This window comes from Sphingomonas paeninsulae (assembly GCF_003660165.1).
Taxonomy (GTDB): Bacteria; Pseudomonadota; Alphaproteobacteria; order Sphingomonadales; family Sphingomonadaceae; genus Sphingomonas_O; species Sphingomonas_O paeninsulae.
The window spans coordinates 56,066-68,116 of record NZ_CP032829.1; the positions used below are offsets into that span (position 1 = coordinate 56,066).

Genomic DNA, 12,051 nt, shown 5'->3' on the forward strand with positions numbered 1-12,051 from the left:
GTGGGTGCTGGTGACCTGTTCGTGAAGGCTTCGCTCGTTTCTCCTCATGCCCCGTTGAAGGGGCAGCAGCGGACGGCTTCCGATCCGGAGGAGCACGTCTGGTTGTCGGCCAGCGCGGGGACGGGGAAGACTTACGTTCTGTCGGCGCGGGTTTTGCGGCTATTGTTGCGGGGCGCGCGGCCGGATTCGATCCTGTGTTTGACGTTTACCAAGGCGGGCGCGGCGGAGATGGCCGAGCGGGTTCATCAGCGGTTGGCGTGGTGGGTTCGGTTGGACGACACCATGTTGTTCCGCGAGTTGGAGGCGTTGGGGGAGGCTTCCGGGCCTGCTGAGCGGGAAAATGCGCGGACGTTGTTTGCCAAGGTATTGGAATCGCGTGGGGGTGGTCTGCGGATCATGACGATCCATGCATTTTGCCAGACTTTGTTGGCGGGGTTTCCGTTGGAAGCCGGATTGATTCCGGGGTTTCGACCTATCGAGGGTCGCGAGGAAGCGGCTCTGGGCCAGAGCGTTTTGGCCGATGTCGTCGTCACGGCGGAGCGGGAGGGCGACCAGCGGTTGCTCGGTGATTTGAGTGCGCTGAGTCGGCGATTGGGTGAGGATGATGCGCGGCGTTTTCTGTCGCGGGCGGCGCGGGCTGGTGAGGCTTTGGAGGCTTTACCCGAGGGGCTGGATGCGTTGGTGCGGCGGGCGATGGATGTCCCCGCGGATTTCGATGCGGGCGATATTGCGCTGGCCTGTAGCGATGGGGCGTTCGACCGGGATGCGCTGTTGGAGCTGGCGCGCATGTATGCGGGTTGGGCGACCAAGACCGGCGAGGCGGCGGCTGATCGGATTTCCGAATGGTTGCTGGGGTCGGCTGAACAGCGGGCTGTTGAGCTGTCGGATCTTGCTCTGGTCTGGTTGAACAAGGACGGCGAGTTTCGGAAAAATGGGCCGAAAGACCCCGGTTTTCCGGCGCTGAGAGAGCGGTTGAATGACTGGTGCGGGGAACTTTGTGGGCTGGCGGCGCGGGCTGCACTGGCGGCGGGGGTTTCGTCTGCGCTGAACGCGGGGCGGCGCTATGCGCGGGCTTATGATGGGGCGAAGCGGGCGCGGGGGCTGGTCGATTTCGACGATCTGATCCGCATGACCGTGCGTCTGTTGGGCGAACCGGGGATTGGCGACTGGATCCGGTATAAGCTGGATCAGGCGACCGATCATATTCTTGTCGATGAGGCGCAGGATACGAATTTGCGTCAGTGGCAGATAGTTGCGGGGCTGGCTTCGGAGTTTTTCTCAGGAGACGGAGCGCGTGAGGATTTCGTGCGGACAATCTTTACGGTTGGCGATTTCAAACAGGCGATCTTTGGGTTTCAGGGGACAGACCCGGAGCATTATCGTGCGGCGCGGATTGGGTTTGACCGGCAGGCGGAAGGTGCGGGGCGGGAGATTGTTCAGCTATCGTTGAATGCTTCGTTCCGGTCTTCGCAGCCAGTGCTGGATGTGGTTGATAAGCTGTTGGATGAACTGGGTCATGCGGCGCTGGGCTTGCCTGAAGCGTCGGAGCCTCATGTGTCGGCGGCCGGTGGTTTTGGGGCGGTGACTTTGTTGCATCCGTTGACCGGGGACAGCGCGGGCGAGGACGATAGCGAAGAGGGCTGGGTCGAGGATCATGTGCGTAAGCTGGCCGGGGCGCTTGCGAAACAGGTGCGTGGTTGGCTGGCGGTTGGGGGCGAGGAGCGCGTCTGGCTGGAGCGCAAGAAGCAGTGGTTGCAGCCTGAAGATGTGATGATCCTTGTGCGGAAGCGCGGTGAGTTGGCGGCATTGCTGGTGGCGCGATTGCAGGCGGAGGGGTTCCGGTTGCGGGCGTCGATCGGTTGCGGTTGCAGGCTCCGCTGGCGGTGAAGGATTTGCTGGCGGCGATGCGCTTTGCGGTGCAGCGTGGAGATGATCTGACGTTGGCGGCGCTGTTGGTTTCGCCGTTGATGGGCTGGGATCAGGATGCGCTGTTTGCGGCGGCGCATGGGCGCAAGGGATCATTGTGGGATGCTGTTCCTGAAGGGGCGACGCGAGAGGCTTTGCTGGCGATTTTGAATGCGGCGGACCGGGTTACGCCGTTTCAATTTCTGGAGACTTTGCTGTCGGGGCCGTTGCAGGGTCGGCGGAAACTGATTGCGCGACTGGGTGAGGAGGCGCGCGATCCGATTGATGAATTGTTGAATGCAGCACTGCAATTCGGGCGCGAGGGGGCGGCTTCGTTGCAGGGATTCCTCGACTGGTTCGACCGGGGCGAGGGTGAGATTGTCCGTGACGCGATGGGCGCTGGCGATGCGGTTCGGGTGATGACGGTGCATGGCGCGAAGGGGTTGCAGGCACCGGTGGTTGTGCTGGCCGATGCGGCGGGCGACCCGGATGCGAGCGGGGCGCGGGGGTTTGAGTGGGTTTTGGATAGTCTTTATCCCGCAGAGGTTCCGTTGTTCAGGCCGCGTGCTGCGGAGCGGGCTTTGGTTGCGTCGCTGGAGGATGCCGCGAGCAAGGCGGATACGAAGGATCGGCGGGAGCATTGGCGGCTGTTGTACGTCGCGATGACGCGGGCGGAGGAGCGGCTGGTTGTGGCTGGGTCGCTTGGCGAGCGGGCGAACGGGGTTGTTCCGGTGGAGAGCTGGCACGCGGCGATTGGGCGGGCGCTGGCTCGGTTGGAGGTTGTCGGTGTGGCCGATGCGGTTTGGGGATCGCGGGCTGATTATGCTGTGGGGCTTCGGTCGGAGCGGGTGGTTGCGGATGCTGACGGCCCGGCGGCTGTGGCTGGGATAGATGTGCCGGCGTGGTTTCGGATTGCGGCCCCGGTAGAGGCGCGGCCTCCCCGGCCATTGGCGCCGTCTTCGCTGGGTGTGGATCTGGTCGCCAGCCCGCCGGGGGCGCGGGCAAGGCGGATGCGGCGGAGCGTGGAAAGCGGTTGCATGGGTTGTTTGAGCGGCTGCCGGGAATTGCAATCGAGAAACGACCGGCTGCGGGCCTGGCGTGGCTGGGCGATGCTGCGTTGGTCGATGCGGCGCTCGGCGTGATTGATGATCCGGCGTTTGCGGATGTTTTTGCAGAAGGCGCGTTGGCGGAGGCTCCGATTGCGGGGGTGGTCGATGGCGTGGTGGTGTCGGGCGTGGTGGATCGGCTGATCGTGACCGACGCGACCGTGACGATTGTGGATTTCAAAACCGGACGGGTGCCGCGTGGGGCGGATGCTGTGCCGGTGCATCATCTTCGACAGATGGCTGCTTATGTTGCTGTGGTGGCGCAGATATTTCCGGATCGGGCAGTTAGCGCGGCGCTTTTATACAGCGCAGGACCGGTTTTACACCGATTGTCGGGGGCGGTTTTGGAACGCTGGAAGCCCGGCTTTATCGACGCAATTGAGAATTTGCCCGTTGGCAGTTGAGAAGCGCTGATCCGGTGCCTAGATACTGTTCGACATTCAGGAGATTTTAGATGGCCACCGTTCAAGTTACCGATGCCAGTTTCGCCACAGACGTTATCGGTGCCAGCGGGCCAGTGCTCGTCGATTTCTGGGCCGAATGGTGCGGGCCGTGCAAGATGATCGGGCCGAGCCTTGAGGAAATTTCGGAAGAACTGGGTGAGAAAGTCACCATCGTGAAGCTGAACATCGACGACAATCCCGATGCTCCGGCCAAATACGGCGTGCGCGGAATTCCGACGATGATCCTGTTCAAGAACGGTGCGCCTGCCGCGACCAAAGTTGGTGCTGCGCCGAAATCGCAGCTTAAGGGTTGGCTGGAAAGCGAGCTTTAAGTCCGCAATCGCCTATGTCAGCGGGATCATAACCTGGCTGGCATAGGCGGGCCGCGCACGGAGGCGGGCATACCAGTTTTCGACATGGGGCAGCGTTGGCCGCTCAATCGCGAGGGTGAACCAACTATGGGCATAGACGCCCATCGGGATGTCGCCGATCCCGAAGCTGTCGCCCGATAACCACGGACTGATGCCCAACGCATTGTCCAATAGCGCCATTTTTCCAGCGCAATTCTTTGCCGAGCGGGCGATGGATGCTTCGTCTCTCTGATCGACGGGTGTTCGGATCAGGTTGACGAATGCACGATGCTGGGCTGCGGCATAAGTAAATTGCCAATCCATCCATTTGTCGGCGCGAGCGCGGGATGCCGGGTCGGTCGGCCAATAGGTTTCGCCACCATAACCTGCTGCCAGGTAGCGCAAAATTGCGTTCGATTCCCAGAGGATGAAGTCGCCGTCCTCTATAGTCGGAATCAACGCATTGGGATTTTTCGCGAGATAGGGCGTGTCCATTCCGTAAGCGCCGCCAACGTCATGACGAACATGATCGATGTTCAGTTCATGTGCGAACCATGCGACCTTCTTAACATTGTGCGAGTTCAGGCGTCCCCAAATTGTAAGCATCGCATTAGCTCCGGTAATCGGCGTTGATGCTGATGTAACCGTGGGTGAGGTCGCAGGTCCACACGGTCGCGCGACCTTCGCCCAGGCCGATATCGACGCCAATTTCGATGTCAGTGCCTTTCAGGTGCGAGGCGACGGGGGCTTCGTCATACCCTTCGATAGCCAGACCATTGCGGGCGACTTGCGTGTTGCCGAACCGGATGGACAGGGTGTCGCGGTCGGCGGGTTCGCCTGCTTTTCCGACAGCCATCACGACGCGACCCCAATTCGCGTCTTCCCCGGCGATGGCAGTTTTTACCAGCGGTGAGTTGGCGATGCTGAGCGCGATGCGGTGGGCGCTGGCGTCCGACTTTGCGCCCTCGACACGGACTTCGATGAACTTGGTCGCGCCTTCTCCGTCACGGACGACGAGGTGCGCGAGCTGGCGGCACAGGTCGGCAAGGGCAGCGGCGAAGGCGTCGGCTCCCGCGTCGTCGACGGTGGTTAGGGGCGCGTTGCCCGCCTTTCCGGTGGCGAAGGCCAGCACGGTGTCGCTGGTCGATGTGTCGCTGTCGACGGTGATGCAATTGAACGTCGCGCGGTTGGCGGCGGTCAGCATCCCCTGCAACAATTCGGGCGCGATGGCGGCGTCGGTGAAGATGAAGCCGAGCATCGTCGCCATGTCGGGCGCGATCATGCCGCTGCCCTTTATGATGCCCACAAGGGTTACGGTGCGGTCACCGATCACGGCCTGCGTCTGCGCGGCCTTTGCGAATGTGTCGGTGGTGCCGATGGTGTTGGTCGCGTCCTGCCATGAACAGGCGGGTGCGGCGAAGGCGGCCGTCAGCCCCGCTTCGGCCTTGTCGATGGGGAGCGGCACGCCGATCACGCCGGTCGAGGCGATGAACACGTCGGAGGGCTGGCAGTCGAGTTGCCCCGCAACGCGCGCGGCAATTGCTTCGACGGCGGCGCGGCCACGGCTGCCGGTGAAGGCGTTGGCGTTCCCGGCGTTGACGATCAGTGCGCGGGCATGGCCGAGAGTCAGCGCGGCGCGGCACCATTCGACTTCGGGAGAGGGGCATTTGCTCTGCGTCGTGACGCCCGCGACGGCGGTTCCGGGGGTGAGTTCCACGAAGGTTAGGTCGGTGCGGTCCCATTTCTTATAACCCGCGCGGGCGGTGCGCGGGGTTGCGCCAGCGATGTCGGCGAGCGCGGGGAAGGGGCGGGCGAGGGGGAGATGGGCGAGGACATGGGGGTGCTTTTAGCTTAGAAATCGTCGGTTGGAAGGTCGCAAGCCTGATTTTAATGAAACCATTTTGATGCGCGCTCAACCCTTCTCAAATATTTCTCGGCGTATGACGTATTTGCGCAAAGGCTGATGCTACAGTGCGCATCGTCTGTATTATCAATCGACTAATCCGGTAGTCGGTTGGAACATATCGAACAAAGTGGGGGGACGTGATGAATCCAATTCGAAAGTCTTTGACATGGACTTGGGAGAACTTTGAGAAGGTTCTTGCGGCAGTGGGATGGGTAGTAAGTTTTGGCGTTCCTGCATGGGCCGCGCACGCATCACAATTTCTTATTCAATATCGTCCTCTTTCATGGGTCGGTGTCGGATTTGGAGGTATGCTTGTAATGGCTGGGGCATACTCGTTGGCCGGTTGGGGCGAGGACTATGGGTAACGGCATCAGTGAAAAGCCGATTTTATCGACAGACAGATCGATTCAATCCAATGGACAATATTTTTCAAGCTCAGCGGATAGCCATAGCCGACTTGTGTAATCCAATGGAGCAAGTCGTTCGTCACAAAAAATTTATTGATTGCGAAATACTTGGACCTGCAAATATCCTAATTATCAATCAGGGTACTGGAAAGCTCGTCGCAAATAGTTTTTCTAAATTTGATGCAGTAATTATCGCTAACGATGCAGTCCCATCATCAGCAATAGCATTCTTGGATTGTGATTTCGAGCGCTGCACGTTCTATAATGTCGTGCTGTTATTTCAAGAAAGCGCTTCCGAGAACGCAAATAATTTAATCAACGGTATGCACTGGATCACGCCAGTTCCAGCCTCATTCAAGCGTACTCCAACAGTGTTACCGAATGATGCGAGTTCATCGGTGGCAAAAAAATGGAAACTGCCCTGGAGCCGCTAAACCATTTCTCTCCCAACCCGTTCTGGACGCGTTAACACTGTTTGCGTAAGGGTGTCTCCGATGCGCTTTTTGTTGCTCCTTTCTGCTTTGTTGTCGGCGATGGTCGGGTCGGGGGCGGTTGCGCGTCCGGCGCTGGCGCAGACGCATCAGGCGGTTGGGCTTGTGGGGGTTTTGGCTCCTAAGGCGGCAGAGGCGGCTCAGGCGCGGCGGCCGGTTACGGGGTTGCCCCGGATTGTCGATGCGGCTGAGGCTGGCGTCACGGTTGCGACCCGGACTGTGGTTGCGATTTCGCCGACCGATGCCCCGATCTATGCAATGCGGTTGCGCGTCTAGCTTCGCGACGTCTCCGCTCGTTTCGACGGGCCGAATATAACGCTAATTTCAGCAATATTTTGTCCGGTCCCCATGTGGTCGGCTCTCTCTAAATCACAGGAATTTCCTATGCTCGGCGGTATTGCCAAGGCCATTTTCGGGTCGTCGAACGATCGTTACGTCAAATCGCTCGGTTCGATCGTTGCCAAGATCAACGATTTCGAACCGACCATTTCGGTCATGACCGACACTGAACTCGCCAATCAAACTGTGCTGTTCCGCACACGGCTGGCCGAAGGTGAGAAGCTCGACAATCTGTTGCCCGAAGCCTTTGCGACGGTGCGCGAGGCGGCTTCGCGGACATTGGGTCAGCGCCATTACGATACGCAGTTGATCGGCGGCATCGTCCTGCATCGCGGCGAGATTGCCGAAATGCGGACGGGTGAGGGAAAGACGCTGGTCGCAACCCTCGCGTGTTATCTGAACGCGTTGCCTGGGGATGGCGTTCACGTCGTAACTGTTAACGATTATCTGGCACAACGCGATGCTGGGTGGATGGGGCAGGTCTATCGCTTCCTCGGGTTGACCGTGGGCGTCGTCATTCCCGATATCGGTGAAGACAACCGGCGCGAGGCTTATGCGGCGGACATAACTTACGGGACGAACAATGAGTTCGGCTTCGATTATCTGCGCGACAACATGAAATACGATCGCGGCCAGATGGTGCAGCGGCCGTTCAATTTCGGCATCGTCGATGAGGTCGATTCAATCCTGATAGATGAGGCGCGGACGCCGCTGATTATTTCGGGGCCAACCGACGACAAGTCCGAACTTTATATGCTGGTCGATGCAGTCGTGAAGCAGTTCACGGCGGAAGATTATGAGAAGGATGAGAAGCAGAAGTCGATCATCCTGACCGAGGACGGCACCGAAAAGGCCGAGCGGATGCTGGAGGATGCGGGGTTGCTGGAAGGCGACAACCTGTACGACATCGAAAATACACAGGTCGTCCATCACCTGAACCAGTCGCTGCGGGCGAACGTGATGTTCAGGCGCGATACCGATTATATCGAGAAGGACGGCAAGATCGTCATCATCGATGAATTCACCGGGCGCATGATGGACGGGCGACGCTGGTCCGACGGACTGCATCAAGCGGTCGAGGCCAAGGAAGGCGTGGCGATCGAGCCTGAGAATCAGACGATGGCATCGATCACGTTCCAGAACTTTTTTCGTATGTACCCGAAGCTGAGCGGCATGACGGGTACGGCAGCGACCGAAGCTTCTGAATTCTTCGACATCTACAAGATGAACGTGGTGACGATCCCGACCAATGTTCCGGTCCAGCGCATCGATGAGGAAGACGAGTTCTACAAGAACACAACCGACAAATTTGCCGCGATTGCAAAGTCGATTGCCGAGAAGGCAAAGATTGGGCAGCCAGTTCTGGTCGGCACGGTATCGATCGAAAAGTCCGAATTGCTGAGCGAGTTCCTGACCAAGGAAGGCGTGAAGCATGAAGTCCTGAACGCGCGTTTCCATGAGCGGGAAGCGCATATCGTGGCGCAGGCTGGTAGCCTGGGTGCGGTGACGATCGCGACGAATATGGCGGGTCGTGGTACGGATATTCAATTGGGCGGCAACGTGGAATTCCGCGTTGGTGATGAACTGGCAGAGATGCCCGATGGACCGGAGCGGGTTGCCGCGATTGCGAAGATCAAGGCCGAGGTCGCGGAGGACAAGGCGAAGGTGTTGGCTGCGGGCGGACTGTTCGTACTGGGTACCGAGCGCCACGAGAGCCGTCGTATCGACAACCAGTTGCGCGGGCGTTCGGGCCGTCAGGGCGATCCGGGACTGTCGCGATTCTACCTTAGCCTAGACGATGACCTGCTGAGAATCTTTGGTCCTGACACCATGTTTTCGAAAATGATGAACAATAATATCCCCGACGGGGAGGCAATTGGGTCGAAATGGTTGTCAAAAGCGATCGAAACCGCGCAGAAAAAGGTCGAAGCGCGCAATTATGACGTTCGTAAACAGGTCGTCGAATATGATGACGTGATGAATGACCAGCGTAAGGTCATTTATGAGCAGCGTTCGGACATCATGGATGCCGATACGGTGGACGATGTTGTCGTCGATATGCGTGCGGAAACAGTCAATAATATCGTGGCCGATGCCTGCCCGCCGGACAGCTATCCCGAGCAATGGGATGTCGAGGCGATGGACATTCGGGTGACCGATATCCTTGGTCTGGACCTGCCGCTTGCCGATTGGGTGGCCGAGGAAGGTATCGATGCCGAGAAGTTGGAGCATCGCATTCAGGAGGCCGCCGACGCTTCTATTGCGGCGAAGTCCGACGACCTTGACCCTGAGACGTGGATCTCGGTCGAAAAGAGCATCATGCTCCAAAACCTCGACCATCACTGGAAAGAGCATCTGGCGACGCTGGATGCGCTGCGACAGGTTATCCATTTGCGCGCCTATGCCCAGAAAACGCCAATCAATGAGTATAAGCGTGAGGCATTCGTGCTGTTCGAACGGATGCTCGAAGCGATCCGCGAGGATGTGACGAAGGTTCTGGCTCATGCGCAATTCGGGTTCAATCCACCGACCGATCTGCCGCAGATGCCGGACATCTTTACCACGCATTTCGATGCGCTGAGCGGCGATGACGATAGCGCGGACACTGATGCAGGCGGGGGTTACGGTTTCATCACGACGCGCCTGCCGCCGATGCAGATCGTCCAGCCCGATCCCGAGGAAACTTTGGGAATGGACCCGGCGGAATGGGAAGGTCGCGTCAGCCGCAATTCGCCGTGCCCTTGCGGTTCGGGACAAAAATACAAACATTGCCACGGGGCGCTGTAAGTCATGCTGACGCTGGCAGTCGCGTTTTTCGGAACCGCGCTGCTGTATGCGTCGGTAGGGTTTGCGGGCGGATCAACCTATAATGCGCTGCTGGTACTGGCGGGCGTCGATCACCGGATTTTCCCGGTTATCGCGCTGGTCTGCAATCTGATCGTCGCGACGGGGGCAGCATCCGCTTTGCACGGGCCGGACTGGTGCCGTGGCGGCGGTTGTGGCCGCTGCTGGCTGTCTCTGTCCCTGCGGCGTGGATCGGGGGCGCCTTGCCCGTTTCAAAGGCGCTGTTCGTACTGCTGCTGGGAGGGTCGCTGTTCGTGGCAGGCATTGTACTGCTGATCCAGCGACCGCCGCGTGAAGATGTCATAAGCGAAAACACTCGGTATCCGGTGATCGGGCCGCTGCTTGCTGCGCCGCTGGGCCTGTTATCGGGAATCGTCGGCATCGGTGGCGGAATATTCCTTGCTCCGGTGTTACACCTGATTGGATGGGACAAGACCAAGCGCGTGGCAGCCAGTGCGTCGGTGTTTATCCTTGCCAATTCGATCGCAGGACTTGGCGGACAATTAAGCAAGATCGCACAGGGCGGAATGACGGTTTTGCAGCCAGTGGTCGCGTACTGGCCGCTGGCGATTGCGGTACTGATCGGGGACAGATCGGAAGCCGGGCCGGCGTTCAGATATTGCCGCCGGTATGGCTCCGCAGACTAACCGCCGCGCTGATCCTTTACGTATCCATACGGTTGCTATGGCAGAGTTTCTCCGGTTGACGTAAACGTCAATTCGTCGGCAGTCCAGAACGCGACTTAGCTTTAATGACTTTGGGTTGAGAGAGATCGGGACACATGGAACATCTGGACGTCCTGATCGTCGGCGCGGGCCTTTCGGGTATCGGTGCCGCCTGGCATTTGCAGAAAAACTGTCCGGGCAAGCATTACGCCATCCTCGAAGCGCGCGCGACGAGTGGCGGCACATGGGACTTGTTCCGATACCCCGGCGTCAGGTCGGATTCGGATATGCATACACTGGGATATCGGTTCAAACCGTGGGTGGACGACAAGTCGATCGCCGATGGTCCCACGATCCTGAGCTATGTTCGGGAGACGGCGCAAGAGAACGGGATCGAACAGCACATCCGCTATGGATGCCGGGTGTTGCGGGCCGAATGGTCTTCGTCTGATGCGTTATGGACCGTGCGGGTAGAGCAGGGTGGCAAGGCGGCAACGCTGACCGCGGCGTTCGTGATAATGTGCAGCGGCTATTACAGCTATGCGGAGGGGCATAACCCCGACTTTCCGGGTGCGGCGGACTTTGCGGGGCGTATCGTCCATCCTCAGTTCTGGCCCGACGATCTGCACTATGACGGCATGAATATCACCGTCATCGGCAGCGGGGCGACGGCAGTGACGCTGGTCCCAGCGCTTGCCGATCTGGGTGCTCATGTCACGATGTTGCAGCGATCACCGTCCTATGTTGCATCACGTCCGGAGAAAGACGTGACGGCGATACGGCTGCGGAGGTTTTTGCCCGAGCAGATCGCTTACGGTCTGACACGCTGGAAAAATGTCCTGTTGGGATCGTTCTTTTTTAGGCTCGCGCGGAAAAAGCCGGTGGCATTCAAACAGCGGTTGATCGGGATGGTCCGCGATCAGCTGGGGCCGGATTACGACGTGGATACGCATTTCACGCCCAGGTATAATCCCTGGGATCAACGGCTATGTGCCGTGCCTGACGGCGATCTGTTCAGGGCAATTCGAGCGGGGAAGGCGGAGGTCGTCACGGATACGATCGACACTTTTACGCCAGATGGGATCAGGCTGGCGTCGGGCCGGGAATTGACCGCCGACGTCATTGTGACAGCCACGGGACTAAAGATGAACACGCTTGGTGACGTCGTGCTGACAGTCGATGGCGTCGCGGTCGATGTGAGCAAGACGATGGCCTATAAGGGCATGATGTTCAGCAACGTGCCGAACATCGCTTACGTATTTGGTTATACCAACGCGTCCTGGACTCTGAAGGCGGACCTGACCGCCGATTACGTATGTCGCGTGCTGAATTATATGGACCGACGGGGTGTTACGGTTGCGACGCCACGACGCAATGACCCGAATATAACAGAGGAGCCATTCCTCGATTTCTCAAGCGGATATGTCACTCGTGCTGCCGATATATTGCCCAAGCAGGGGTCCAAAAAGCCGTGGAAGTTGCACCAGAATTACTTTCGTGACCTGATGGCCCTGAAGTTTGGCAAGATCGATGATGGTACGCTGAAGTTTTCAAATCCCGCGCGTGCAAAGGCTGCTTGACAGGGTGTATTAGTG

12 protein-coding genes are annotated in these 12,051 nt (G+C 59.0%); 10 read left to right on the top strand and 2 right to left on the bottom strand.

Translation table 11 applies throughout. The annotated features are described in order from the left end of the window. The 4 genes from D3Y57_RS21305 to trxA are packed head-to-tail and all read left to right on the top strand — an operon-like array spanning position 1 to position 3,786. Positions 1–1,887 carry a UvrD-helicase domain-containing protein gene (locus D3Y57_RS21305; protein WP_347400409.1) on the top strand — a complete coding sequence of 629 codons (1,887 nt, stop codon included), beginning with the start codon at positions 1–3 and terminating at the stop codon, positions 1,885–1,887. After that, positions 1,860–3,047 carry a 3'-5' exonuclease gene (locus D3Y57_RS21310; RefSeq protein ID WP_347400410.1) on the top strand — a complete coding sequence of 396 codons (1,188 nt, stop codon included), beginning with the start codon at positions 1,860–1,862 and terminating at the stop codon, positions 3,045–3,047. Before D3Y57_RS21305 ends, D3Y57_RS21310 begins: the two co-directional genes overlap by 28 nt. Next, positions 3,044–3,415: a PD-(D/E)XK nuclease family protein gene (locus D3Y57_RS21315; RefSeq protein ID WP_347400411.1), complete on the top strand. Its 372-nt coding sequence runs from the start codon at positions 3,044–3,046 to the stop codon at positions 3,413–3,415. The genes D3Y57_RS21310 and D3Y57_RS21315 overlap by 4 nt, the downstream gene beginning before the upstream one ends. 50 nt (positions 3,416–3,465) lie before the next feature. After that, complete coding sequence (trxA, locus tag D3Y57_RS05650; protein ID WP_121152182.1) at positions 3,466–3,786, top strand: thioredoxin TrxA; 321 nt, start codon at positions 3,466–3,468, stop codon at positions 3,784–3,786. Between the two features lie 12 nt (positions 3,787–3,798). On the opposite strand, the gene D3Y57_RS05655 is transcribed toward trxA, so the two are convergent. Both D3Y57_RS05655 and argJ read right to left on the bottom strand, forming a co-directional pair. Further along, entirely contained in the window at positions 3,799–4,410 is a 612-nt protein-coding gene (locus D3Y57_RS05655) for a glutathione S-transferase family protein (RefSeq protein ID WP_121152183.1), read from the bottom strand. 4 nt (positions 4,411–4,414) lie between these two features. Further along, complete coding sequence (gene argJ / locus D3Y57_RS05660; protein ID WP_121152184.1) at positions 4,415–5,590, bottom strand: bifunctional glutamate N-acetyltransferase/amino-acid acetyltransferase ArgJ; 1,176 nt, start codon at positions 5,588–5,590, stop codon at positions 4,415–4,417. A 535-nt stretch (positions 5,591–6,125) separates the two neighbouring features. Here argJ and D3Y57_RS05665 point away from each other — a divergent pair. From D3Y57_RS05665 to D3Y57_RS05685, 6 genes are all read left to right on the top strand, one after another. Further along, on the top strand, positions 6,126–6,551 hold the full coding sequence (locus D3Y57_RS05665; RefSeq protein WP_121152185.1) for a hypothetical protein: 426 nt from the start codon (positions 6,126–6,128) through the stop codon (positions 6,549–6,551). 60 nt (positions 6,552–6,611) lie between these two features. Then, positions 6,612–6,884: a hypothetical protein gene (locus D3Y57_RS05670; RefSeq protein ID WP_121152186.1), complete on the top strand. Its 273-nt coding sequence runs from the start codon at positions 6,612–6,614 to the stop codon at positions 6,882–6,884. Positions 6,885–6,992: 108 nt separating this feature from the next. Continuing rightward, positions 6,993–9,734 (top strand): preprotein translocase subunit SecA, encoded by a 2,742-nt coding sequence (secA, locus tag D3Y57_RS05675; protein ID WP_121152187.1) that lies wholly within the window; start codon positions 6,993–6,995, stop codon positions 9,732–9,734. Positions 9,735–9,737: 3 nt separating this feature from the next. Beyond that, the gene (locus D3Y57_RS20785; protein WP_239026111.1) at positions 9,738–10,067 is read left to right on the top strand and encodes a hypothetical protein; all 330 of its coding nucleotides are present in this window, start codon (positions 9,738–9,740) and stop codon (positions 10,065–10,067) included. After that, positions 9,956–10,438 carry a TSUP family transporter gene (locus tag D3Y57_RS20790; protein WP_239026099.1) on the top strand — a complete coding sequence of 161 codons (483 nt, stop codon included), beginning with the start codon at positions 9,956–9,958 and terminating at the stop codon, positions 10,436–10,438. Before D3Y57_RS20785 ends, D3Y57_RS20790 begins: the two co-directional genes overlap by 112 nt. A 134-nt stretch (positions 10,439–10,572) precedes the next feature. Then, positions 10,573–12,036: a flavin-containing monooxygenase gene (locus D3Y57_RS05685; RefSeq protein WP_121152188.1), complete on the top strand. Its 1,464-nt coding sequence runs from the start codon at positions 10,573–10,575 to the stop codon at positions 12,034–12,036. Positions 12,037–12,051: the final 15 nt, after the last annotated feature.